This is a genomic window from Azospirillum picis, assembly GCF_017876115.1.
Lineage (GTDB): Bacteria > Pseudomonadota > Alphaproteobacteria > Azospirillales > Azospirillaceae > Azospirillum > Azospirillum picis.
The window spans coordinates 17,145-41,774 of sequence record NZ_JAGINO010000006.1; the positions used below are offsets into that span (position 1 = coordinate 17,145).

A 24,630-nucleotide genomic window follows, 5' to 3' on the forward strand; every position below is an offset into this window, starting at 1 on the left:
GGCGTCAGCCGCGGCCGGCGATCAGGCTGTCGGCAGCCGCACGGGCCTCGGCGGTGACGGTGGCGCCCGACAGCATGCGGGCGATTTCCTCGCGCCGTTCCTCGCCATCCAGTTCGGCGACGCCGGTCGTCACCTGATCGCCCTTCAGCGACTTCTGCACCTTCAGGTGAACAGCGCCGCGCGCCGCCACCTGCGGGCTGTGGGTGACGACCAGGACCTGGAGCGCGTGCCCCAGCGTCTCCAGACGCTCGCCGACCGCGGCGGCGACGGCGCCGCCGATGCCGGTATCGACCTCGTCGAACACCAACGTCCCCACGGTGGAGGTCTGGGCGAGGACCACCTTGAGCGCCAGCATGAAGCGCGCCAGCTCGCCACCCGAGGCGATCTTGTTCAACGCGCCGGGCGGGGACCCCGGATTGGTGGCCACCTGGAAGGCGACGCGGTCGACGCCCGACGCGTTCCATTCGGATTCGTCGAGCGGCTCGACCAGGGTGCGGAACTTCGCCTTCTCCATCTTCAGGGGCGCGAGTTCGGCGGCGACCGCCACATCCAGCCGGCCGGCGGCCTCCCGGCGGCCGGCGCTCAGCGTCGCCGCCGCCTCATGGAAGGCGGCACGGGCCTGGCCGGCCTCCTTGGCCAGCTTGGCCAGCAGGTCGCCCTGATCCTCGATCAGCAGCAGCCGCCCGGCCATGTCGTCGCGCAGGCGGGCCAGTGCGTCGACGTCAACGCCATGCTTGCGGGCGGCGGCGCGAAGGGCGAACAGCCGCTCCTCCAGCTTCTCCAGTGCGCGCGGATCCATGTCGACGCCGCTGGAGACCGACTGCAGCGCGGCGATCGCCTCCCCGGCCTCGGTGGCGGCGCGGTCCAGCGCCGCGATGACCGGGTCCAGCGTGCCGCCGGCCTTGTCGGCGATGCGGCTCAGCGTGCGGATGGCGGAGGACAGCGAGCGCTCGACGCCGCGCTCGCCCGACAGCTCGGCATAGGCGGCGTTCATGCCGTCGACCAGCTTCTCCCGGTGCATCAGCACGGCGCGGGTTTCGGCCAGTTCCTCTTCCTCGCCCGCCTTGGGGGCGAGCGCATCCAATTCGGCCACGGCGTGGCGGAGATATTCCTCCTCCGACCGGGCGCGGGCGATGTCGGCCGCGGCGGAATGCCGCGCATCCTCGACCTGCCGCCAAGCGCGGTGGGCGGCGGCGACCTGGGCGGCCTGCGCCCCCAGCCCGGCATAGGCGTCGAGCACGCCGCGGTGGGTCTGCGGGTTCAGGAGACCGTGGGTGTCGAACTGCCCATGCACCTCGACCAATTCGGCGCCGAGCGTCTTCAGCAGCCCGACGCCGACCGGCTGGTCGTTGACCCAGGCGCGGCTGCGGCCGTCGGTGTTGACGGTGCGGCGGATGACCAGCGCACCGTCGCCCGGGTCGGCGTCCAGCCCCTGTTCCTTCAGGATGGCGAAGGCGGGGTGATCGCCCGACAGCTCGAACTCCGCCGTGACGGCGGCCTGTTCGGCGCCATGGCGCACCAGGCCGGAGTCGGCGCGCGCGCCGAGCGCCAGCCCGAGCGCGTCGAGCAGGATCGACTTGCCGGCGCCGGTCTCGCCGGTCAGGGCGCATAGGCCCTTGCGGAAAGACAGGCTCAACCGCTCGATCAGGACGACATCCCTGATCGTCAGCGACACGAGCATGGAACGGCCTAGAACACTGAGTTCCAGACTTGATTGAGCCACGACCTCTCGTTTCGCTCGGGACGCAGATTGGCGTCCACCAGCAGTGCGTAGCTGTCCGTGTACCATTCGCTGCCGGGGAAGTTGTGGCCGAGCACGGCCGCGGCGGCCTTCGCCTCGTCGGTCACGCCCAGCGCCAGATAGCACTCCACCAGCCGGTGCAGCGCCTCAGGCACATGGGACGTGGTCTGGAAGTTTTCAACGACGGTGCGGAAGCGGTTGATCGCCGCGGTATACTGATGCTGACGCAGGTAGAAACGCCCGACCTCCATCTCCTTGCCGGCGAGATGGTCGTTGGTCAGGTCGATCTTCAGCTTGGCATCGCGGGCGTATTTGCTTTCGGGGAAGCGGCGGACCACCTCCGACAGCGAGTCGAGCGCCTGCCGGGTGATCCGCTGGTCGCGGCGCACGTCGGTGATCTGCTCGTAATAGCACAGCGCCCGCATGTAGTAGGCGTAGTCGACGTCCGGGCTGCCGGGATGAAGCTGGATGAAGCGGTCCAGCGCCAGGATGGCGTCGTCGTACTTCAGAGCCTGGTAATGCGCATAGGCGGCCATGAGCTGCGCCTTGCTGGCGGCATCCGAATAGGGATGCTGCCGTTCGACCTCGTCGTAGAGCTGCGCGGCCTTCTTGAAGGACTCCTCCCCCATCGCCGCGTCGGCCTCCGACATAAGCTGGTCGGCCGGACGCTCGACATAGGCGTCCTCTTTGGGCGTGGAGCAGGCGGACAGGGCGGCCGACAGGAGGATGGCAGCCAGCGGCAAACGGTACGGGCGAGGAGGCATCGTCGTCTTGGGCGCTTTCGAAGTTGCCCCTGTATAGCACGCCGAGGTGAGGGCGCCGCAAGCGGTAACGCGGGGGTGGGGCGGCTATCGCATATGGCGATGATCACCCTCCCCCGCCCCGGGAGAGGGAATCATATGCGATAGCCGTGCGGGAGTGGGCGTCCGCGTCCGCCTGCGGAGCGGCCGGCCGGGGCTTACGCGAACAGCGCGTCGATGTCGGCCTGGCTGATGTTGCCGTTGTCCGGCGTCGCCTCGGCCGGGCCGTGCAGGTCGAGGTTCTCGTCCTTCTTGGTGACCGACGGCGGCAGGGGCATCGCCTCGAATTCGCGCTTGTTCCACAGGCCCATCATCGCGTCGACGCGCTCCTCGATGAAGGACATGGCGCGGACGACCTTGGTGATGCGCTGGCCGGTCAGGTCCTGGAAGTTGCAGGCCTCGTAGATGCGCACGATGACGTCGACCATGTCGTTGACGCGATCGGCATGGTAGCCCTCGGGCAGCGACGACTTCAGTTCCTGCACCACCTCCTCGAGCTCTTCGGCGCAGGCCATGATGGTGTTGGTCGCGGCCTCGGTCGCGGCGACGACGGCGCTCAGCTCCTGGCTCGCCTGCTGGAACTTGTCGTCGCCGGCCAGCGGGTGGCGGATGGCCGCCATCTCGACCTTGGTCGCCTTGATGCGCCCGGAGATGTCGGCGATCTCGACCTGGATCTGGTCGATCTGCGCCGCGTCCATGGTCAGGAAGCGGTCGAGCTTGGAGCCGAGGTCGCCGATGGCGCGCAGCACCTCGCTGTTGTCCGCCTGCACCACCTGCGCCGGCACCGGAAGCGCCGCCACGGCGCCCGCGTCGTCGATGGCGGCCTGGAACGGATGCCCGGACTTGCGGGCCCTCTGAAGCTCGGCCATGAAGGGCTTGGTCATCTGCTTCATCCTAGGTCCCGCCTCTCGGAAACGGCCGCCTTGGCCTGGGGTGGTGGTGATGGGATGCGTGGTGGCGTGTCGGGTCTGCGTGTCGGTCGGGCAGGCTCAGGGGATGGGAGCGGCCGGGCACGGCCACCCGTCTATCCGAACAGGGCGTCGATCGCCGCCTGGTCGAGCGGCGCCGGTGGTTCCGCCGCGGCGGGCGGCGGGGGCGGAGCGGCGGGCTTGGCAGGAGCCTTCGCCTTGGCCGCCGGGGCGGCGGGCTTCGGCACCGGCTTCTTTGCAGCCGGGGCGGCAGGGGCGGCCGGGGCACCGAACATGCTGTCGATGTCCGCCTGGCTGGCCACCGCGGGCGCGGCGGCGGGGGCCGGGGCGGCGGATGGCGGGCCGCCGAACATGTTGTCGATGTCCGCCTGGCTCGCCACCGCGGGTGCGGCGGCCGGGGCCGGGGCGGCAGGCGGTGGGCCACCGAACATGCTGTCGATGTCGGCCTGACTGGCCACCGCGGGCGCGGCGGCCGGGGCCGGAGCGGCGGGCAGCGGGCCGCCGAACATGCTGTCGATGTCGGCTTGGCTGGCCATTGCCGGGGCGGCGGACGGCGGCGGTGGCGGCGGAACCGGTGCCGGAGTGTCGAACATGCTGTCGACGTCGGCCTGGCTGACGCCGTGGCCATCCAGTTGCGGGCCGTTCAGCAGATGCGCGTCCGGACGGGTGTCGGTCTGCTCCTCCGCCACCATGATGCCGGCAAGGCCGTCCTCGCCCCAGATGCTGATCATGGCGATCACGCGCTGCTCGATGTAGCGCAGGGCATTCACGACCTTGCTGGTGCGCTGGCCGGTCAGATCCTGGAAGGAGCAGGCGGTGAAGATGTCGTTGACCTGGGTGTCGATCTCGTTGCAGATCGCCGCGTCCGCGCCGACGCCGCGCAGCTTGCCCGACAGCTCCATCAGCCGCTCCGCGGCGTTCAGGATCTCGAAGGACGCGCGTTCGGTCGAGATGACGATGGCATCCAGTTCGTTGGTGGCCGACAGGATCTTGTCGCCCGACCCGTCCGGCGGCCGCAGGGCCGCGACCTCCCGCCTCGCCTGCTCGATCGAGGCGGCCATCTCCATCAGCTCGCGGCGCAGGACGCCGACATGCTTGCCGGCCTCCACTGCCTCGGTCTGCCGGTACCAGGAATCGCGGAATTCCTGGAGCATGGCGCGAACTTCCTCCGTCGCGGCCCCGAGGGACCGTCGATGGAGCCGCCGCAGGAAGGCCCTGCCCTTCGCCGATCGGGCGATGGCGTCCTCGATCTGCTCGAACTCCTCATCGGAGAGCTGCGGAAGCTGCTCCAAACCGGTCCACTCCCCAAACTGGATGCATCCGCCGCGCGGCGATCCGGACACCCACGGCCTTCGGCCGCCCGGCTGCCCGGACCGGTCAAGCAGTCTCAAGCCATCGCCGGCGGTCAGCCGCCGATGACGGCCTGGATCTTCTGCTTCAGCGTGTCGGCATTGAAGGGCTTGACGATATAGTTGTTCACGCCGGCCTGCTTGGCGGCGATCACGTTCTCGGTCTTGCTTTCCGCGGTGACCATGATGAAGGGGGTCGCCGCCAGCTTGGCGTCGGCGCGGATTTCCTTCAGCAACTGCAGACCGGTCATCGGCTCCATGTTCCAGTCGGAGATGATGAGCCCGAACTTGCTTTCGCGCAGCTTCGCCAGCGCCGACACGCCGTCGCCGGCCTCGTCGATGTCGGTATAGCCGATCTGGGTCAACAGGTTCCGCACGATGCGCCGCATGGTGGCGTAATCATCGACGACGAGGATCTTCATCTAGACGTCTCCGCAATAATCCGTTGCCGGTGTCTCTCCGGCCGTTACGCCCACCTGGCGCGGGGGCTGCGCCATATACCGGGAAGTTATGCCGACCTTAGTGCCCTAATCGTCGCCAAAAGTCATCCCCCCGGGCACAGTGACGCAGCCTGGTAAAGAACGTGTTACCACGCACGGCGGTGCGGCACCGATTCCGCACCTGCGGCGCATCCGCTACAGGGCCGATGCGCCGTGGCGGCGGATGCCCGCCGGCCGGCGCCGCGCCATCCCGTCAGAGCGGCGCGGTGGCCGCGGCAAGCCAGCGCCCGACTTCGCCGTCGACCAGCGGGGCGAGCGAATCGCGGACATGGGCGTGATAGGCATCGAGCCAGGCAGCCTCCTCGGCGGTCAGCAACGGGCGCTCGATCAGGGTGCGGTCGATCGGCACCAGGGTCAGCGGCTCGAACCCGAGCATCGGCCGCTCGGCCGCGGCCGCCTCCCCGGCGTCCAGCGGCCGCACGACGATCAGGTTCTCGATGCGGATGCCGTAGGCGCCGGTCTTGTAGTAGCCGGGTTCGTCGGACAGGATCATGCCCGGCTGCAGGGCCACGGTGTTGCCGACCTTGGAGATGCGCTGCGGCCCTTCGTGCACCGACAGGAAGCTGCCGACCCCGTGGCCGGTGCCGTGGTCGTAGTCGAGCCCGGCCTGCCACAGCGGCAGCCGCGCCAGCACGTCGAGCTGCGACCCGGTGGTGCCGCGCGGGAAACGGGCAGTGGAGAGGGCGATGTGCCCCTTGAGCACGCGGGTGAAGCGGTCCCGCATCTCCGCCGCCAGTGCCGGGTCCGGCTCGCCCACGGCCAGCGTGCGGGTGACGTCGGTGGTGCCGTCCAGATATTGGGCGCCGCTGTCCAGCAGGAAGAGGCTGCCCGGCTCGAGGCGGCGGTCGGTTTCAGGGGTGACGCGGTAATGGACGATCGCGCCGTTCGGCCCGGCACCGGCGATGGTTTCGAAGCTGACGCCGCGGAAGCGGTCGCTTTCCCGGCGGCAGGCCAGCAGCTTCTCCACCACCGCCAGCTCGGTCAGGCCGCCCTTCGGCGCCTCCTGCGAGAACCAGTGCAGGAAGCGGACGAGGGCGGCGCCGTCGCGCACATGGGCGGCGCGGGTGCCAGCCAGTTCCGCCTCGTTCTTGCAGGCTTTCGGCAGGGCGCAGGGATCGCCGTCGCGCTCGACCCGGGCGCCGGCGAGCTGCAGCCGGTCGACGATCCACGCCGACGTGCAGGAAGGGTCGGCCAGCACGCGGGCGGAGCCGCGGGCCAGCGCATCCAGCGCCGGGCCGAACTCCTCCACGCCGCGGACGCGCACCTGGTTGCCCAGGTGGGCGCGGGTCCGGGGCGCCAGCTTGCGCCCGTCGAGGAAGAGGTCGACCGACGCATCGGCCGACAGGATGGCGAAGGACAGCGGCAGCGGCGTGCAGGGCACGTCGGCCCCGCGGATGTTCAGCAGCCAAGCGATGCTGTCGGGCTGGGTCAGCACCGCGGCGGCGATGCCCTTGCGCCCGAGATCCTCCGCCAGGCGCCCGCGCTTGTCGGCGGAACCGTCACCGGCGAACGCCTCGTCCTGCGGGACGACGGGGGCGAGCGGCGCCGGCGGCTGGCCGCGCCACACCGAATCGAGCGGATTGTCCTCGCAGGGCACCAGCAGGATGCCGGACCGCTCCAGCGTGGCGCGGGTCTTTTCCACCCAGCCGATGGTGTGCAGCCAGGGATCGAAGCCGAAACGGCCGCCGTCGGGCAGCGCGGCGACGATCCAGTCGGTCAGAGGGTCCTCGACCAGGTGCTTGTACTCGTAGAGGTCGGCCGGCACCTCGCCCTGGACCTGGAGGGTGTAGCGGCCATCGACGAAGATGGCGGCGCGGGCGGCGGTGACAACGGCATTGCCGGCCGAGCCGGTGAAGCCGGTGAGCCAGGCCAGCCGCTGTGCACGGGGCGGGACATACTCCCCCTGGTGCTCGTCGCCGCGCGGAACGATGAAGCCGTCGAGGTCGCGGCGCTTCAGCGCGGCCCGCAGGTCGGCGAGACGCTCGGCCGGCCCGGTCGCGGGCGGCGGGGCTTCCGCCGCCATGGCCGCCTTCAGCGCCTGGAGTTGCCCGGCGAGACCGGTCGGCAGCCCCTCCCCCACCAGTTCCAGCCAGGCCGCGGGATCCTCGCCCTCGGGCGCCGCCAGCACGCCGGCGACCAGCGCGCGGATCTCGGCGGGAGAGCGGCCGGTCCCGGCCTCGGTCAACAGGGTGGCAAGGGCATCGTCGCCGCGGTAGATGCCGGACGGGGAATCACTGGGCACGGAGCGGGTCCTCGAAGGGTGGAGCCTGTGGATCACAGGCTAGGCACCCGGCCCGCCCGGCGCAAGCGGCGGCAAGGGGGTCTATGCCGCTTGCGCGCGAACGGCCTCCGGCCCGGGCCGCCAGGCTCAGACGGGAAGGCCGGCGTCGTCGGGCAGCCCCAGGCGCTGCAGCACGCGCTTGCGCGCCTCGCCCCTCTCCACGTCCGAAACATGGAGCAGGCCGCCGATCCGCCGCAGCAGGCTGGCCTCCAGGTCGTTCAGGACGCCGTCGGCATAGGCGACCTCCCACAGCATCTCGATGATCCAGATGCGCCGCTCGGGAGGGCAGCGGTCCAGGATGACGCTGACGTAGCGGTGGTAGGGCGAGGCGCCCTCCGTGTCGAACACGGCGGCGGACAACAGGTCCTGCGCCTCGTCCTCGCTCAGGTTGAAGTGGCGGCGGGCGACGGCGAGTATGCGCTCGCGCTCCGCCTCGGAGATGCTGTTGTCGGTGCGCGCGGCCTCGACCATCAGTGCGGCGGCGGCGGCCTGCAGGGCGTCCTCGCCCGGCTCGGCGTCGTCGTCGCCCGCGAACAAGGACCGGATGCGGTTCAGCATGGGGACTCCCCTGGAAAGGTTTGGTGTTCCGTCCCCTAGGGAAGTCGCAACCCCCGCCTAAGGTTTCAACGCCTCACCACAAGAGTGGTCCATTCCCCGACCGGAATGCGGGCGACCAGCCGCAGCCCCTGGTTGCGGTGCGCCTGGATGACGTGGCGCTCCTGCCGGTTCAGCAGCCCGGCCAGCACGGCATAGCCGCCCTTCTTCAGGTGGCGGCGCAGTTGCGGCGCCATGCGCGACAGCGGGCGGGCCAGGATGTTGGCGGTGACCAGCGTGTAGGGCTTGTGCCGCGAGACGATGCGGGTGTTGTAGCCGTCGCCGCCCTGCGAGCGGATGCGGCCGGTCAGGCCGTTCAGCGCGGCGTTGACGCGGGTCACGCGCACCGCCTCGGGATCGATGTCGACGGCGGTCACCGGCACGCGCCAGCGCTTGGCCACCGCCAGCGCCAGGATGCCGGAGCCGCAGCCCATGTCGAGCGCCCCGCCCCGGCCGCGGCGCGGCAGCTTCAGGTGGCGCGACAGGCGGTCGAGCGCCTGCAGGCAGCCGTTGGTCGACCCGTGCTCCCCCGTGCCGAAGGCGGTCGCGGCGTCGACCAGCAGCGAGATGCTGCCGGCCGGGATGGTGCCCTCGTGGTGCGAGCCGTGGACGAAGAACCGCCCGGCGCGGATCGGCGGGAAGCCCTGGTAGCTGTGCGACACCCAGTCGATGGGCGGCAGGTTCTCGACCGCCAGCCGGGGCTCGTCGATGCCGAGCGCCTTGGCCAGCACGGCGACGCGCGACTGGAGGCGCGTCTCGTCCGGTGCGCCGTACAGGGTCGCCTCGACCAGCCACTCGCCGCCCTCCTCCAGCTCGAAGGTGGAGACCGCATCGGCATGGTCCCCCACCGCCTCGGCGAAGGCCGGCGCATGGGCTTCGGGAACGACCAGCGCGATGCGCCAGAGCGGAGTTTGCGACATGACGGGAGCTTTCCGGCGACGGGGCGACAACAGAGGCGGCGTTTTAGCATTAAGCCGGAAAGAGACCAAGGACTGAGGATGCCGGCGCAGCTCGCCGGCACCCCCGGAAGCCCCGGCCGGGACGGCTTGGATTCAGCCGGCCTTGTCGGCCGGCACGACGAAGCTGTCCATCACCTTCTTGCTGCCCGAATGGTCGAAGTCGATCTCCAGCTTGTCCTCGGCCACGGCGGTGACCGTGCCGTAGCCGAACTTCTGGTGGAACACCCGCGCACCCTTGGCGAACGGCGCGTCGGGCCGCGGCCGCGGCGCCACCGCATAGGCTCCCTGGTCCAGGGTGATGGTCTTGGGCGCCGGTGCCTGCCGGCCGGCGCCGCGGAACTGGAAGCCGCCGCCCGCACCGCCTCCGGAGCCGGCGCCGCCAAACCCGCTGCCGCCACCATATCCACCGACGCCGTACCCGGCCGCGCCACCGGCGCCGCTCCGCGCGCCGCTGCCGGCGAACAGGCCGTTGGCGGCCTCCGCCTCGATGTCGTCCTGCGGCAATTCGTCCACGAAGCGCGACGGCAGGGCGCTGACCCAGTTGCCGTAGAGCCGGCGGTTGGCGGCATGGCTGACATAGGCCCGGCGGCGCGCGCGGGTGAGGCCGACATAGGCCAGCCGCCGTTCCTCCTCCAGGCCGGCGATGCCGGTTTCGTCCAGCGCGCGCTGGTTGGGGAAGACGCCCTCCTCCCAGCCCGGCAGGAAGACATGGTCGAACTCCAGCCCCTTGGCGCCGTGCAGGGTCATCACCGTCACCTGCTCGATGCCGGCGGCCTCGGCGTTCTCCATCACCAGCGCCACATGCTCCAGGAAACCCGGCAGGTTCTCGAACTCCGCCATGGCGGTGACGAGCTCCTTCAGGTTCTCCAGCCGGCCGGGGGCCTCCGGCGTCTTGTCCTCCTGCCACATGCGGGTGTAGCCCGACTCGTCCAGGATGGTGCGGGCGAGTTCGGTGTGCGGCACCGTCGCCATCAGGGTGCGCCAGCGGAAGATGTCCTGCAGCAGCCCGCGCAGGGTCGACCGCAGCTTCGGCTTCAGCTCGTCCGTCCCGGTCAGCGCCCAGCCGGCCTCGGTCAGCGAGACACCCTGCGCCCGCGCCGCCGTATAGAGGCACTGCATGGCGGCCGGACCGATGCCGCGCTTGGGCAGGTTGACGATGCGCTCGAAGGCGAGGTCGTCGTCCCCGGAATTCACCACGCGGAAATAGGCCAGCGCATCGCGGATCTCCTGGCGCTCGTAGAAGCGGGGACCGCCCAGCACCTTGTAGGGCAGCCCCAGCGTGATGAAGCGTTCCTCGAACTCGCGGGTCTGGAAGCCGGCGCGGACCAGCACGGCGACATTCGACAGCGTCGTGCCCTTGCGCTGCAGCGCCTCGATCTCCTCGCCGACCCAGCGCGCCTCCTCCTCGCCGTCCCACACCGCCTTGACCTTCACCCGCTCGCCGCCGTCGGCCTCGGTCCACAGGGTCTTGCCGAGCCGCCCCTGGTTGTTGGCGATCAGCCCGGAGGCCGCGGCCAGGATGTGGCCGGTCGAGCGGTAGTTCTGCTCGAGCTTGATGATGGTGGCGCCGGGGAAATCCGTCTCGAAGCGCAGGATGTTGCCGATCTCGGCACCGCGCCAGGCATAGATCGACTGGTCCTCGTCACCGACGCAGCAGATGTTCTTGTGCGCCTGCGACAGGATGCGCAGCCAGAGATACTGCGCGACGTTGGTGTCCTGGTATTCGTCGACCAGGACGTACCTGAACTTGCGGTGGTACTCCGCCAGCACGTCCGGGTGGCCCTGGAAGATCGCCAGGTTGTGCAGCAGCAGGTCGCCGAAGTCGCAGGCGTTGAGCGTGCGCAGCCGCTCCTGGTAGGCGCGGTAGATCGCCACCACCCGGCCGCCGGCCACGTCGCCGCCGTCGCTGTCGGCGAGACGGTCGGGCGTCAGCCCCCTGTCCTTCCAGCGCTCGATGGCGCCCAGCACCTGCCGCGGCGGCCATTTCTTGGAATCGATGTTCTCCGCCTGCAGCAGTTGCTTGATCAGCCGGACCTGGTCGTCGGTGTCGAGGATCGTGAAGTTGGATTTCAGCCCGACCAGCTCGGCGTGGCGGCGCAGGATGCGGGCGGCCAGGGCATGGAAGGTGCCGAGCCACCAGCCTTCCGGCTCGATGCCGACGAGATGGGCCACGCGCTCGCGCATCTCGCGGGCGGCCTTGTTGGTGAAGGTGACGGCCAGGATCTGGAAGGCGGCGGCGCGGCGGGTCATCAGCAGATGCGCGAGCCTGGTGGTCAGCACCCGCGTCTTGCCGGTACCGGCCCCCGCCAGTACCAGGACCGGCCCGTCCAGCGCCTCGACCGCGGCCCGTTGGGTCGGGTTCAGCCCGTCCAGATAGGCGAAGCGCTGGACCGGGGCCGGCGCGGCGGGAGGAGCGGCATGGCTCAACGGATCGTCATCATATGCATCGGACATGGGCGGTCTGGCCTGGCGTTCACCAAAGAGGATGATCCTGCACGGTCGCCGATGCCGGCACGGGAAATCGCTCCCGGCATGGGAATGCAGTCTTGAAGTCCGACCGTATATAGCACGCTCCGCCCGCACACGAACCCGTAGAGACCGGTGGCCGGGGCCAAAGCCCTATCATTTCACCACACTTACGCCGTATCAGATATGCGGAAAGGTGCGGCTCAGATGCCGAAGCGCCATCCATTCGGATAGGACCTAATGCTGGGATCTTCAGACCGACATAAGAGTAAGTCCATTGTCACTCATGTTTAGTCTCCCGACAAAACTGGCGATCGACCATTAACTTTTTCCCCTTTTCTATCACGGTCCGTTACTCCACCCCTTCGCCGGAATTGGGAGTTCTTCCGCTTCTTGTCTTATCCGGGCTTAGGGCATATGCCCATCGCTCGACGCAAAATTTACCTAAGCGAAATTTTGCGCCGCGCAAATCGGGGGTATCTATGGATCACAACGAGGCACCCCGCACCCTGTCGGGGAAACACGCCGGACGCGGCAGCGGTCGGTGGAGGGATGCCCCGGAAGCGCCGAAAGGCGCCCTTGTCACCGGAATGGAAAAAAGGCGGGCTGAGACCATGGATGCCATCAACGTTTTTCTCATCGACGCCAACAAGCTCTTCCGTGAGGGTATGAAGCGCCTGTTCGAAGGGACCCCCTTCAATGTCGTCGGCGAGGCCGGCAGCCTGCGCGAAGGCGTGTCGACGCTGCATTCCGGCACCACGCCCGACCTGATCCTGATCGACCTGCCCAGCGGCGCCGACGAGGAAGTCGAGGCGATGCGCGCGCTCCGCGCCGACCATCCGTCGATCAAGACGGTGATCCTGACCAACGACCTGTGCACCCGCCGCCTGTCCGGCGCGCTGGGCGCCGGCGCCGGCGGCTACCTGCTGAAGGACATCGCCTGCGAGGCGCTGATGCAGTCGCTGAAGCTGGTCATGATGGGCGAGAAGGTGTTCCCGACCCATCTGGCGGAACTGCTGGTCAGCGGCCGCACCGAGGATATGGGCGCCGAGCTGCCGACGCGCCGCAAGGGCCTGTCGCAGCGCGAGGTGCAGATCCTGCGCTGCCTGCTGAACGGCAACAGCAACAAGATGATCGCCAACCACCTGAACATCACGGAAGCCACCGTGAAGGTTCACCTGAAGAGCCTGCTGCGCAAGATCAACGCCTCCAACCGCACCCAGGCCGCGATCTGGGCCCTCAACAACGGCATCGGCGACCAGGCCGCCGAAACCGGCGTCGCCGCCACCGTCTGAGCATCGCCCTTCTCCATTCCGGCCGTGCCTCCCGTCCACCGACCGCCTGTCGGATGGCCGCCCGCTCCACTTGGAGCCGGGCGGCCTGCGGAACGGGGGCCGGACCGGCCGCATAGAAGGACCGGCCTAAGACCAAAAGAGAACTACAGCGTCAGTGTGACCCTCCCCATGTGATCGACGGGGCGGATGCCCCGTTCCGGCGCCCATTCCGGCGTGCCGTCGCCGCAAACTTTGGAAATGCCAGCGATGAACGTGCTGATCGCCGACGATCACCTGTTGTTCAGAGACGGTCTGCGCCGGCTCCTGGCGCAATTCGATGCCGAGATGACGTTCTTCGAGGCCAGCAGCTACGACGAGGTGCTGGCGCTGTGCGACGGTTCGCGCCACTTCGACCTCATCCTGCTCGACCTCGGCATGCCGGGCTGGACCGGTTTCTCGGCGCTGGGCGAGATTCACGCCAACCTGCCGAAGGCGCTGCTCGTGGTGGTGTCGGGATCGGAGAAGCGGTCCGACCTGCTTGCGGCCCTGGAGAACGGTGCCGCCGGATACATCCCGAAATCTTCGAGCGCCAAGGTTCTCCTCGGCGCCCTGCAACTCGTGCTCGCCGGCGGCATCTACCTGCCGGAGCAGGCCATCCGCGGCGGCGAGCGGCTGGACCACGGGCATGCGCCCTATGGCGGCAACGGCAGCACCGACGCTGCGGACGACCAGTCCCCTTTCGCCAATGCCAACGGCGACCAGTTGACGCCACGCCAGCGCGACGTGCTCGCGCGGTTGCGCGACGGCAAGTCCAACAAGCAGATCGCGCATGAACTGGGTTTGACGGAAGGCACCGTGAAGGTCCACGTCACGGCGATCCTGCGGCATCTCGGGGTGCGCAACCGCACCCAGGCCGCGCTGACGGCGCAAAGCCTGTAGCGCGCCGCCGCAGCGGCCGACACGCAAATACGGCTTGACCGGCAAGCGGCCGCGCGCCACCGCGCGGCCGCATTCGTCTTGCCCCTCCCTATGGCGCCCACTTTACGGCGCTGCCGGCTTCCGGCTCTCCGGATGCGTTACGCGCCGCGCAAGCCGCGGCCCCAGGCGCTTCAGGACGTTTGGGTGGCCCACGGGCTTATACCGGCCTCTATGGGCCGATCAGGCGCCGTCGGCTTCCTCCGCTAGCGCTTCGCCCGCTCCACCGCTGCGACCAGCGCGGCAAGCGCGCCGCGCAGTTCGGCGGCATGGGTGCGCGGCCGGACGGCCACCGCATCCGGCACCGCCACGACGGTCAGCGTCCGGCAGCCGGTCAGGCCCCGCTCCAGCCGGGTGAAGAGGTCGGCAGGCTCCGTGCCCTGCAGCAGCGTGACCGGCTGGTGCACCGCCGGCAGCTCGATTTCCAGGTCGCCGAGCCCGTCGTGGGCTTGGCGGCCGAAGCGGGCAGCGAGCGCGTTCCAGTGCCGGCGCAGCGGCGTGTCGGCCCCAACATCGTCGATGATCATCACGCCGCCCACCTGCCCCGGCTGGTCGAGCGCTGCCGCGATCGCCAGCGCCGCCACCGCGACGCCGGCAACCAGGACGGTGCGGCGCCCGCCACGGTCAACGAGGAGCGACGGCAGGCGTGCGGCGTCGGCGGTGGCCGCGAGGGTCATCCACTCCTGTCCGGCCGGAACATGTTCGAGCAACCGCCACCACGCCCCCTTGCCGGAATGCAGGAAGATCACCCGCTGCCCCCAGGGGTCGCCGGCACGATCGCCGAGACGGTCGATCGCCCCGGTGTCCGGCCTCGCATCCGTTCTGGCATCCACCATCTCGGGAGCGCCGGTCGCCGGAATGCGGGCGTGGTCTGCCCGTCCGATACGGACGGCGGAAGGCTGAGTGTGAAAAAACACGGTCGCGTTTCCCGGAGCTGGCGTTCCGCGATGGATGAACCCCATCGCCGAAGCCAACCCTAACGAAGCCGGGCACACGCCGTCCCGTTCGATAAATCGGGCAGAAAGCTTAATAGAGCCACGCCCGCAAAAGGTTTCAGGAGCCGCCGAAACGGCTCAAAAGCCCGAAAAGCCGGCTGGAGGGCGCCTGCCTCCGGAGCAATCCGTTAACGCGGCACCCCGGTGCCGCGTCAGTGCAGCGTCACCTCCATATCCTCGCCGTCGGGTATCGCGACGAGAGGGCGGCGAAGTTCACCGGCGAGGCTGCGCCAGTCCGGTGCGCCGCCGAGCTGCTGGAGGAGCTGCGCCGTGAAGGCGAACACCGCATGCTCCAGCGGTCCGTTGTCCTCGGCATGCGCGTTGACGGTCAGGCAGGACTCGGCCGCGCTTTCGAAGATGGCGGCGGCGGCGGTGGCTCCCGGCCCCGGGACCGGCAGCGGCACGGCCTCCGGCTTCTGTCCGGTCACCCGCAACTGCGACAGGTTGTCGGCGAGGAGACGGGTGCGGATCGCGTTGTCGACGGCGGCGGCCATGGTGTAGCCGGCCTCCTCCTCGACGGTGGCGCGCAGGATGCGCAGCCCGGCGATCAGCCCGCGGGCGACGTCTCCGCTGCCGCCACGCTTGGCCGCCGCGGCGACCGCGGTGCCCAAGATCGCCGCAACCACCGGCGACAGCGATTCACCTTCCCGTGGCATGTTCGGCGCGTCGGCGCCGGCTTCGGTGTTCAGTGCCTCATTCATGCGGCCTCCGATCCGTGTATTCCGGAGGCGGGCGACCCGCGCGAGCTGGCCGTCTGGCGGCCAACGGCGGGAACCCCCTCCGGACGCGTCGTCATGATGCCCATTCCAGGATCTGTGCAGCGCACGGAACCGGTTCAAGGCGGGGTGTGGTCCGGCCGGCCCGCTCTTTCGCGCCGCCGCTGTGGAATTGCGGGATCCCGCTTTCGGGCGCCGGCCCTCTAGGCGGCGGGTGGAGGCGTCCCCACATCTGCGGCGAAAGGGAGGGTCGTTTCATGCCTTTGGTCAGCTTTCTCCTCAATGCTCTGTGGTTGGTCACGGGCGGCATCTGGATGGCGCTCGGCTGGCTTCTGGCCGCGGTCCTGATGGCCTTGTCGATCATCGGCCTGCCGTGGGCCCGGTCCGCTCTGACCATCGCCCATTATACGCTGCTCCCCTTTGGGCAAACCGCGGTACGCCGCGATGAGTTCCGCGGGCGCGAAGATCTGGGCACCGGCGCCGTCGGGTTCATCGGCAACGTGATCTGGTTCGTGCTGGCCGGCTGGTGGCTGGCGCTCGGCCATCTCGCCGCCGCCGTCGCGCTGGCGATCACCATCATCGGCCTGCCCTTCGCCTGGGCGCACCTGAAGCTGGCGCTGCTCGCGCTGTGGCCGGTCGGCACCGAGATCGTCCCGGCCGAGGACGCCGACCGCCGCCGCATGGTGGGCCGGGCCTGACCGGGAACCGGTGGCGCATGCGGCCGGCCGCGGCTGGAAAAGGACCGGCGCACGGGCCTGCAAATCCCCGCGCCGATCGCCCGCAGACTTGCCCCGGGACCGTCAATTGTCGGGCGGCCCGGGATCGCTGCGGCGCGGTAGAGAGATGCCGCAAAGCCGCATCTCAGCGTGGCGAGGCTTTAAAGCCTGATCCATCGCAGGAATTACCCGGTGACGTCCCTTATCCGGGTCATTAACCCTTGCTAAACGGAGTGCAGGGAAACTATCGGACATGGGTGGGGACGGCTTCAGGCTTCCGGAACAAGGGGATTCAACTCTTCATGTCGTGGCTGTCGAAATTTTCCGGAAGCAACAAGACCTCCGGCGGTGCAGCCGCCTCCGTCACGGCCCGGCGTGACCGCCCGTCCTCGCCGCCCCGGATCGTGATCGACCATCACGAGTACCAGCCGGAGGAGTTCGTCATCGGCTCGTTCCGGCTCCGTCCCTATGACGGTGACCTGATCGCCAAGCAGCAGTTCGACTTCCGCCTGGTGTTCGACCTCGGCGGCGACCCGGTCGACATCGGCTGCCGCGGCCTGGTCGTGAAGCTGACCGGCGAGTCGGGTCTGGTCGCCCGGTACCAGTCGCCCCAGCCCTTCTACGAGCGCAAGCTGGTCGATTACCTGAAGGCCTGGAAGGGCCTGTAAGCTTCCCGTCGAAGCTGGTGGTGCATGGCGCGGCAACCCACTATATCTATGGGCATGCCGATCCGCCTTCTGCCCGAGACCCTGGTGAACCGCATCGCCGCCGGCGAAGTGGTCGAACGCCCCGCCGCCGCCGTGAAGGAGCTGGTGGAGAACGCCATCGACGCCGGCGCCACGCGCATCGACGTGGTGGCGCGCGACGGCGGCAAGTCGCTGATCACCGTCACCGACGACGGCTGCGGCATGACTCCCGACGAGCTGGTGCTGGCGGTGGAACGCCATGCCACCTCCAAGCTGCCGGGCGACGACCTGCTCGACATCCGCTCCCTGGGTTTCCGCGGCGAGGCGCTGCCGTCGATCGGCGCCGTAAGCTGTCTGACCATCACCAGCCGTGCCCGCGGCGCCGACAGCGCCTGGAGCCTGACCGTCGATGCCGGGGCCAAGGGCACGCCGCAGCCGGCGGCCCTGGCCCAGGGCACGCGGATCGAGGTGCGCGACCTGTTCGCCGCCGTGCCGGCCCGGTTGAAGTTCCTCAAGGCCGCGCGGACCGAATACGACCACATCGCCGACTGCCTGGAACGGCTGGCGATGGCCCATCCGGGCGTCGCCTTCACCCTGACCGACGGCGGCCGCGGCGGGCTGCGGCTGAGCGCGGCGCAGGGCGACCTGCTCGACGCCCGGCTGACCCGGCTCGGCGCACTGATGGGCCGCGATTTCCAGGAGAACGCGGTTCCCGTCCGATCCGAGCGCGAGGAGGTCGGGCTGGCCGGCTGGATCGGCCTGCCCACCCTGCACCGCCCGACCGCCAAGCACCAGCATCTGTTCGTCAACGGCCGCCCGGTCCGCGACAAGCTGATGGTCGGCGCCGTGCGGGCCGCCTACGCCGATTTCCTGCCGCGCGACCGCCATCCGATGCTGGCCCTGTTCCTGGAGATCGACCCGCAGGAGGTCGATGTGAACGTCCATCCGGCCAAGGCCGAGGTGCGCTTCCGCGACCAGGGGCTGGTGCGCGGTCTGATCGTCGGCTCGCTGAAGCACGCGCTGGCCGAGGCCGGACACCGCGCCTCCACCACCGTCGGCCTCGCGACGCTGGGCGCCCTGCGGCCGGAACCGGCCGGCGAAGCGGACGCCGGCGGCGGCTTCACCCCCTCCCCCCTGCCCCATGGCCGCTCCGGAGGCAATGCGGGCGGTGGTGCAGGCGGTGGGTGGGGCGGCTCCTACACGCCGGCCGCCGTGCCGCGCGGGCTCGCCGAGCGGTCGGCCGCCTTCCAGGCGCCGGTACAGGGCGGGCCGCCGCCGCTGCAAGGGCGGCTCAGCGGCTTCGGCAACGGGTTCGCCCCGGCCGCCCGGCCGCCGGAATACCGGCAGCCGGCGCCGTCCACGCACAAGCCCGAACCGCCGCCCGACAGCCACCCGCTTGGCGCGGCACGGGCGCAGGTCCACACCACCTACATCGTGGCGCAGACCCGCGAGGGCATCGTCATCGTCGACCAGCATGCCGCCCATGAGCGGCTGGTCTATGAACGGATGAAGACGGCCCTGCTGGACGGCGGCGTCAAGCGCCAGGCCCTGCTGATCCCCGAACTGGTGGAGCTGGACGAACCATCCGCCAACCGCCTGCTGGCCCGCGGCGCCGAACTCGCCGAGCTTGGCCTGGTGATCGAGGGGTTCGGCCATGGCTGCATCATGGTGCGCGAGGTGCCCGCCCTGCTCGGCCAGTCCGACGTCAAGAACCTGATCCGCGATCTGGCGGAAGAGCTGTCCGAACTGGGCGACACCCTGTCGCTGAAGGAGCGGCTGGAAGAGGTCTGCGCCACCATGGCCTGCCACGGCTCCGTCCGCGCCGGCCGCAGCCTGAGCGTCGACGAGATGAACGCCCTGCTGCGCCAGATGGAGGCGACGCCGCACAGCGGGCAATGCAACCACGGCCGACCGACCTATGTGGAGCTGAAGCTGGCGGACATCGAGCGGTTGTTCGGGCGGCGGTAGCACGCGACCACCGTCGGGTCGATCGCCGATTGCCACGTCCGTTCGCCGGCGGACAGCCAGCCGAGAGGGAGGCGGCGCGGCATTCAGCCTGCCAGGATCACCGCGATCATGATGGCGGCAAAGCTGACGATCGCCACGGAGCCGACGATGATGCTGGCCAGCATCTGCGCCGAGATGTAGGAGCCGGCGACAGTCCCGGCGATGCGTGCCACCCCCTCGCGCCCGCCTCGCGACGCGTTCGCGCCGGGATGCCCGCAGGATGGGCAGGACAAAGCTTCAGTGGAAATCGTATGGCCGCATGCGGTGCAGGGGATCAAAGCCATGCCGTTCCTTCCCATGTCTTGCCGGGCCGGATTTGCCCTTGCCGAAGACATGGGAGGTGCCGCGGTCCATTCCAGTCCCGTCTGGGGAAAAGCCGGCGGTTGTGGAACCATGGAATGGGAAACCTCTCCCTCGCCTGCGGGCTTGCAGGTGGAGGGCGCGGCGGTGGGCTGTCCGCCGCGCCCTGCCGGCCCGGTCAGTACCCGACCGTGAAGCGCTTGCGCTCATGCTTGGGCACTTCGATCTCGTCGGCCAGCGCCACCGCGAAATCCTCGTAGGAAATCCAGCTCCGGCCGCTCTCGTCGGCCAGCAGCGCATCGCCGCCGAGGCGGAACGTGCCGGTCCGCTCGCCCAGCACGAATTCGGCGGAGGGCGAAAGGAAGGTCCAGTTCAGGTCCGGCTCGGCCTTCAGGCGGTCGAGGAACTCGGCGCCCCTGGTCGCCTCGGCCTTGTAGAGCTCGGGGAATTGCGGGGTGTCGATCAGACGGACGCCGGGGGCCACCTCCAGGCTGCCGGCCCCGCCGACCACAAGGTAGCGCGGCACGCCGGCGCGCTTCACAGCACCGATCAGCGTCTCGGCATCGCTCATCAGGAACATGACGGCGCTGACCACCGCGTCATGGCCGGCCAGCAGGGGGACAAGCGTCTCGCCTTTGTTGGCGTCGCCGGCCTTGACGGTCAGGCCGGGGGTGGCGGCGACCTTGGCGGGATCACGGACGATGGCGGTGACGCCATGGCCCCGGCGAAGCAGTTCGGCCTGGATGCGGCTGCCGGCACGTCCGGCTGCGCCGATGATCGCAACGTTCATGGTGCTGTCTCCAGAATAGGTTTCTAATGGTGACTTGATGCTTTTTCGGAAATCTGGTGTAAAGAGGGCACCTTTTCGTGACATGGTCACCCGCGCGTAACCCACGCAAGCGGATTGGCCGGTGGCACGCGCCGACGGAGTGATCGCGGATGGACGGAACGCTGTTGGGGCTGGGAGGAAAGACGCTGTCGGAGGCGGTTCAGGATCCGAACGCCTATGTCTCCGCCTGCCCGACCCGGCAGGCGCTCGACCGGATCGCCGACAAATGGACGGTGCTGGTCCTGGGCCTGCTGGAAGGCGGCCCGATGCGCTTCAACCAGTTGCGCCGCGAGATCGAGGGCATCTCGCAGAAGATGCTGTCACAGACGCTGAAGAGCCTGGAGCGCGACGGGCTGGTCAGCCGCAGGGCTTTCGCCACCGTGCCGGTCACCGTCGAATATTCCATCACGCCGCTGGGCGCGACGCTGGCCCAGACGCTGGTGCCCCTGCGCGTCTGGGCCGAAACCCATATCACCCGGATGCTGGAGGCCCGCGCCGCCTATGACCGGGCGGGGGACGACCGCATGGCGGATGAACGGACCGCCGACGCGGCCTGACCGTCGGCGGCGCTTGCGGAGAGGCATCCCGCGGCTCCCGCAGGATGATCGGTGACGGTGCCCCCTCCCCATCCCTCCCCCGCTTCGCGGGAGAGGGGGTGGGAGCTTTGCCGGAAGTTTACAAAGAGCGGCGGCAGTCCCCTCTCCCGCAAAGCGGGGGAGGGATGGGGAGGGGGCAGCATCGGCACCTGCGCGAGGACCGGATACCGTTGGAGATGAGGGATCACTTGCCGGGCTGCCGCTCCTCCTCGGTCCGGCGCAGCAGGTAGTCCAGCCCGCCGACGCGGAACCAGCGGTAGCCGTAAGCTTCCATCACCAGGCGGTGGCGGCCTTCCCCGTCCGGCTCGCTGTGGTCCTCCGACAGCAGGTTGACCAGCCGGCAGCCTTCGCCATGCCCGTCGACGTCCAGCACGAACTCGCAGGGCTTTTCCGACAGGTTGTGCAGCACGACGACCCCGTTGTTACGCCAGTCGTAGCGCAGCGCCAGCACCTCGCGCCGGCCGGTGTCGAGGATGCGAAAGTCGCCCCAGCCGATCTCCGGGCATTCCTTGCGCATGCGGATGATGCGCTCCGTCCAGTTCAGCAGCGATTCGGGATCGCGGCGCTGGATGGCGGCGTTCACCCGCTCATAGCCGAAGACGCCGCCGGAGATGACCGGCATCTCAGGTTCGTCGGACTTGGTGAAGCCGCCGTGCGGCTCGTCCGACCATTGCATCGGCGTCCGGGCGCAGTTGCGTTCCGGCAGCGACAGGTCGTCGCCCATGCCGATCTCGTCGCCGTAGCGGATGACCGGGGTTCCCGGCAGCGTGAACATCAGGCTGTAGGCCAGTTCGATCCGTCGGCGGTCGTCGTGCAGCATCGGCGCCAGCCGCCGCCGGATGCCGCGGTCGTAGAGCTGCATCGACTTGTCGGGGCCGAAAGCGGCGAACACCGCCTGACGCTGCTCCTCGGTCAAACGGCCGAGGTCGAGTTCGTCATGGTTGCGCAGGAAGGTGCCCCACTGCGCGGTGGCGGGGCGCGGCTTGGTGATCTCCAGTGCCTTGGCCAGCGGTTCGGTATCGGCGGTCGCCAGCGCATAGAACAGGTGCTGGTTGACCTGGAAATTGAACATCATATGGCAGCGGTCGCCGTCGCTGCCGAAATATTCGAGGTCATCTTCCGGCAGGATGTTGGCTTCCGCCAGCAGCACCGCATCGCCGCGGCGCCACTGCACGAACTCACGGAAACTGCGGAGCATGCCGAACTGCTCCTTCGGCTTGGTCACGTCCGGCCCCTTCTCGGCGATGATGAAGGGCACCGCGTCCATGCGGAACCCGGCGACGCCAAGCTGGATCCAGAAGCCCATGATCTTCAGCAATTCCGCCTGCACCGCCGGGTTGGCGGTGTTCAGGTCGGGCTGGAATTTGTAGAAGCGGTGGAAATACCAGGCGCGCGCCTCGCGGTCGTAGGTCCAGGTCGATTTCTGCACGCCGGGAAAGACCATGCCCTTGTCGGCATTCTCCGGCTTCCTGTCGGACCAGACATACCAGTCGCGGTACTTGCTGCCGGGATCGCGGCGGGCCTCCTGGAACCAGGGATGCTGGTCGGAGGTGTGGTTGATCACCAGATCAATGATGACGCGGATGCCGCGCTGCTCGCAGGCATGGGTGAACTCCACGAAGTCGCCCAGCGTGCCGTAGCGCGGATCGACGTTGTAGTAGTCGGCGACGTCGTAGCCGTCGTCCTTCATCGGCGATGTCTGGAACGGCCCAAGCCACAGGCAGGTCACCCCCAGACCGTGCAGGTAGTCCAGCCGTCGCAGCAGTCCCTGGAAATCGCCGATACCGTCGCCGTTGGCATCCATGAAGCTGGCGAGCGACAGGTTGTAGATGACCGCATTCTTGTACCAGAGGTCCTGGATCATGCGCACCGCTCCGTCCGCCGGCCCCCGGCGGGGTGCCGGGGCAACAGGGCGGAAACAGCGGCGCGCCCCGTTCGTTGCAGGGCGGGACTGATCGTTTGGGTAGGGAGCACTGCAGCAAAGTTGCAGGTCTGACATCCGGTATCTGGCATGCAAAACTTTTTGCGGTGGCATGCCAGAATGCTTATGTTGCAGCACAGCATGGCCTTGGCTGGACCGTACGGTTCCCCCAGGCCGCGGCTGACGCCGATTGCCGTCACGCCGTGTTGATGATGCAGATGCCCCTTCCCTGGCCCCTTCCCTTCCGACAAGGATGCCCCGCCATGATCGAGACCCAGGCCCTTCTGTTCCTCGCGCTGACCGGGATGATCGGGCATGCCGTCTACATGGCCAGCGGTCGCGGCGGCTTCACCCTCATCCGGCCGGAGAAGGAAGAGACCGACGAGGAACCGGGCGTCCTGTTCTCCTCCGAGCGGCTCCAGCAGACGCCCAAGTCCGACAAGGCCGCCGACCGTCCGTTCTGGATCGAATGAGGAGACGGACCGGAGCGCTTCCGCCCCGGTCCGCCTCCGTCTCACACTGTCAGGTCAAGCCCCCGATCGGGCTGTCGGCGGCCGGCTGTTGCCCATGTTGCGGGTGGCACCCGCCCGGCGGCCGTCGCCCGTCGACCCTTACCCGTTGGCCGTGCCGGCAGCCGCCCCGACCGGAACCGTCCGCGTCGTTTCCCCCTGTTCGGCACGACGGGCCATTTCCTCGTTGCGGGCGTGGTGGCGGGCCAGCATCGGCTTCAGGACCAGGAGCGCACAGGCCGCAGCCGTCAGGTCCATGGTGGCGGTGACGTACAGCACGGTTGCCCAGGTGCCGGTGGCTTCCATCAGCAGGTTGCCCATCGGCACCAGAAGTGCCGCGACACCCTTGGCGCAGTAGAGGACGCCGTAGATCTTGCCGGCATGCTTGGTGCCGAAGGTGTCGGCCGAGGTGGCGCTGAACAGGCTGTACACTTCGCCCCAGGCCAGGAAGACCATGCCGCTGAGGATCAGGAACATCATCGGGTCGTGGCCGAACTTGCTGAGCATGATGATGCCCAGCCCTTCCAGCGTGAAGGCGACGAACATGGTCGCCTCACGGCCGATATGGTCCGAGATGAAGCCGAACAGCGGGCGCGAGATGCCGTTCATCACGCGGTCGAGCATCAGGGCGAAGGGCAGCGCCGCCATGGTCAGGCCGAAGACGCTGACCGGGGCCTCCTTCACGCCGAGGTCGTGGGCGATGACGCCGAGCTGGGCCACCGCCATCAGGCCGCCGGTGACGGTGCCGATGAACATCGCCCACATCACCCAGAACACCGGGGTGCGGATCGCCTCGCCCAGCGTGTAGTCGCGGCGGGTCTGCGCGACCTTGGTCGACGCCTTGACCTGTTCCTTCTGCGGCATGCGCAGGAACAGCGCGGCGGCGATGATGATCGCGCCCTGCAGCAGGCCGAACCAGAAGAAGGTCGTCTGGTAGCCGCTGCTGTGGATCATCGCCGAGATCGGCAGGATGGTGAGGGCCGAGCCGGCGCCGTAGCCGCCCGCCGTCAGGCCGACCGCCAGTCCGCGCTTTTCCGGGAACCACTTCAGGGCGTTGTTGACGCAGGTGGCATAGACGCAGCCGACGCCGACGCCGCCGATGGCCGAGCCGACATACAGCATGCTGAGCGAGCCGGCATAGCTGTCGATGATCCAGGAGAGGCCGGTGAAGAAGCCGCCGGCGGCGACGATCACGCGGGGGCCGTACTTGTCGATGAAGTAGCCCTCGATCGGCGTCAGCCAGGTCTGCACGACGACGAAGATGGTGAAGGCGGTCTGGATCGACGCGCGCGTCCAGCCGTGCGTCGCCTGGATTTCCGGAACGAACAGCGTCCAGGCGTACTGGATGTTGGCCGCCGCCACCATGCAGACGATGCCGACGACGATCTGGGTCCAGCGGACCGCATCGGACACCGGCGCCGCCTGCGCCGCCGGTTGAGAGTTCATATGAGCCATCGTGCCTCCCATTGAGCTTGCCTGAGCCGGTG

Annotated in this window: 22 protein-coding genes; 7 read left to right on the forward strand and 15 right to left on the reverse strand. The window is 69.0% G+C overall.

Features of this window, described 5'->3' with window-relative positions:
* Positions 1–4 precede the first annotated feature (4 nt).
* The 9 genes from recN to J2850_RS10480 all read right to left on the reverse strand — a co-directional run bounded on the left by recN (position 5) and on the right by J2850_RS10480 (position 11,607).
* On the reverse strand, positions 5–1,681 hold the full coding sequence (gene recN / locus J2850_RS10440; RefSeq protein WP_209981323.1) for a DNA repair protein RecN: 1,677 nt from the start codon (positions 1,679–1,681) through the stop codon (positions 5–7).
* 8 nt (positions 1,682–1,689) lie between these two features.
* Positions 1,690–2,505, reverse strand: a complete 816-nt coding sequence (locus J2850_RS10445) for an outer membrane protein assembly factor BamD (RefSeq protein WP_209981325.1) — start codon at positions 2,503–2,505, stop codon at positions 1,690–1,692.
* 194 nt (positions 2,506–2,699) lie between these two features.
* Positions 2,700–3,425 carry a protein phosphatase CheZ gene (locus J2850_RS10450; protein WP_246512974.1) on the reverse strand — a complete coding sequence of 242 codons (726 nt, stop codon included), beginning with the start codon at positions 3,423–3,425 and terminating at the stop codon, positions 2,700–2,702.
* 140 nt (positions 3,426–3,565) lie between these two features.
* The gene (locus tag J2850_RS10455) at positions 3,566–4,762 is read right to left on the reverse strand and encodes a protein phosphatase CheZ (RefSeq protein ID WP_209981329.1); all 1,197 of its coding nucleotides are present in this window, start codon (positions 4,760–4,762) and stop codon (positions 3,566–3,568) included.
* Between the two features lie 113 nt (positions 4,763–4,875).
* The gene (locus J2850_RS10460; protein WP_012974572.1) at positions 4,876–5,241 is read right to left on the reverse strand and encodes a chemotaxis response regulator CheY; all 366 of its coding nucleotides are present in this window, start codon (positions 5,239–5,241) and stop codon (positions 4,876–4,878) included.
* Positions 5,242–5,512: 271 nt separating this feature from the next.
* Positions 5,513–7,561: a M24 family metallopeptidase gene (locus J2850_RS10465; protein WP_209981331.1), complete on the reverse strand. Its 2,049-nt coding sequence runs from the start codon at positions 7,559–7,561 to the stop codon at positions 5,513–5,515.
* A 126-nt stretch (positions 7,562–7,687) separates the two neighbouring features.
* The gene (locus J2850_RS10470; protein ID WP_209981333.1) at positions 7,688–8,158 is read right to left on the reverse strand and encodes a tellurite resistance TerB family protein; all 471 of its coding nucleotides are present in this window, start codon (positions 8,156–8,158) and stop codon (positions 7,688–7,690) included.
* A gap of 65 nt (positions 8,159–8,223) precedes the next feature.
* Positions 8,224–9,114 carry a 50S ribosomal protein L11 methyltransferase gene (locus J2850_RS10475; protein ID WP_209981335.1) on the reverse strand — a complete coding sequence of 297 codons (891 nt, stop codon included), beginning with the start codon at positions 9,112–9,114 and terminating at the stop codon, positions 8,224–8,226.
* 132 nt (positions 9,115–9,246) lie between these two features.
* Positions 9,247–11,607 (reverse strand): ATP-dependent helicase, encoded by a 2,361-nt coding sequence (locus J2850_RS10480; RefSeq protein ID WP_209981337.1) that lies wholly within the window; start codon positions 11,605–11,607, stop codon positions 9,247–9,249.
* Positions 11,608–12,233: 626 nt separating this feature from the next.
* Between J2850_RS10480 and J2850_RS10485 the strand changes: the two genes are divergently transcribed.
* Both J2850_RS10485 and J2850_RS10490 read left to right on the forward strand, forming a co-directional pair.
* Entirely contained in the window at positions 12,234–12,914 is a 681-nt protein-coding gene (locus J2850_RS10485; RefSeq protein WP_209981339.1) for a LuxR C-terminal-related transcriptional regulator, read from the forward strand.
* 246 nt (positions 12,915–13,160) lie between these two features.
* Positions 13,161–13,832: a LuxR C-terminal-related transcriptional regulator gene (locus J2850_RS10490; protein ID WP_209981341.1), complete on the forward strand. Its 672-nt coding sequence runs from the start codon at positions 13,161–13,163 to the stop codon at positions 13,830–13,832.
* A 242-nt stretch (positions 13,833–14,074) separates the two neighbouring features.
* On the opposite strand, the gene J2850_RS10495 is transcribed toward J2850_RS10490, so the two are convergent.
* Together J2850_RS10495 and J2850_RS10500 are read right to left on the reverse strand one after the other, a co-directional pair.
* Positions 14,075–14,785 carry an alpha/beta hydrolase gene (locus tag J2850_RS10495; protein WP_209981343.1) on the reverse strand — a complete coding sequence of 237 codons (711 nt, stop codon included), beginning with the start codon at positions 14,783–14,785 and terminating at the stop codon, positions 14,075–14,077.
* Positions 14,786–15,015: 230 nt separating this feature from the next.
* Positions 15,016–15,564, reverse strand: coding sequence for a hypothetical protein (locus J2850_RS10500; protein ID WP_209981345.1), 549 nt, complete (start codon positions 15,562–15,564; stop codon positions 15,016–15,018).
* Between the two features lie 272 nt (positions 15,565–15,836).
* Here J2850_RS10500 and J2850_RS10505 point away from each other — a divergent pair, with 272 nt between their 5' ends.
* The 3 genes from J2850_RS10505 (at position 15,837) to mutL (ending at position 18,949) form a co-directional block, all read left to right on the forward strand.
* On the forward strand, positions 15,837–16,277 hold the full coding sequence (locus tag J2850_RS10505; protein WP_209981347.1) for a YccF domain-containing protein: 441 nt from the start codon (positions 15,837–15,839) through the stop codon (positions 16,275–16,277).
* Between the two features lie 320 nt (positions 16,278–16,597).
* Positions 16,598–16,963, forward strand: coding sequence for a hypothetical protein (locus J2850_RS10510; protein ID WP_209981348.1), 366 nt, complete (start codon positions 16,598–16,600; stop codon positions 16,961–16,963).
* Positions 16,964–17,017: 54 nt separating this feature from the next.
* Positions 17,018–18,949, forward strand: coding sequence for a DNA mismatch repair endonuclease MutL (gene mutL / locus J2850_RS10515; protein WP_209981351.1), 1,932 nt, complete (start codon positions 17,018–17,020; stop codon positions 18,947–18,949).
* A gap of 83 nt (positions 18,950–19,032) precedes the next feature.
* Here the strand turns inward: mutL and J2850_RS32070 are convergent, their stop codons facing one another.
* Complete coding sequence (locus J2850_RS32070; RefSeq protein WP_281414972.1) at positions 19,033–19,161, reverse strand: hypothetical protein; 129 nt, start codon at positions 19,159–19,161, stop codon at positions 19,033–19,035.
* Positions 19,162–19,466: 305 nt separating this feature from the next.
* Complete coding sequence (locus J2850_RS10520) at positions 19,467–20,078, reverse strand: NAD(P)-dependent oxidoreductase (RefSeq protein ID WP_209981352.1); 612 nt, start codon at positions 20,076–20,078, stop codon at positions 19,467–19,469.
* Between the two features lie 149 nt (positions 20,079–20,227).
* Here J2850_RS10520 and J2850_RS10525 point away from each other — a divergent pair, with 149 nt between their 5' ends.
* Positions 20,228–20,674, forward strand: coding sequence for a winged helix-turn-helix transcriptional regulator (locus J2850_RS10525; RefSeq protein ID WP_209981354.1), 447 nt, complete (start codon positions 20,228–20,230; stop codon positions 20,672–20,674).
* A gap of 223 nt (positions 20,675–20,897) precedes the next feature.
* On the opposite strand, the gene J2850_RS10530 is transcribed toward J2850_RS10525, so the two are convergent.
* The gene (locus J2850_RS10530) at positions 20,898–22,577 is read right to left on the reverse strand and encodes an alpha-amylase family protein (RefSeq protein WP_209981356.1); all 1,680 of its coding nucleotides are present in this window, start codon (positions 22,575–22,577) and stop codon (positions 20,898–20,900) included.
* 320 nt (positions 22,578–22,897) lie between these two features.
* On the opposite strand from J2850_RS10530, the gene J2850_RS10535 reads away from it, so the two are divergent.
* Positions 22,898–23,107 (forward strand): hypothetical protein, encoded by a 210-nt coding sequence (locus J2850_RS10535; protein ID WP_209981357.1) that lies wholly within the window; start codon positions 22,898–22,900, stop codon positions 23,105–23,107.
* A 138-nt stretch (positions 23,108–23,245) separates the two neighbouring features.
* Here J2850_RS10535 and oxlT read toward each other — a convergent pair whose 3' ends face one another.
* Entirely contained in the window at positions 23,246–24,589 is a 1,344-nt protein-coding gene (gene oxlT, locus J2850_RS10540; RefSeq protein WP_209981761.1) for an oxalate/formate MFS antiporter, read from the reverse strand.
* Positions 24,590–24,630: the final 41 nt, after the last annotated feature.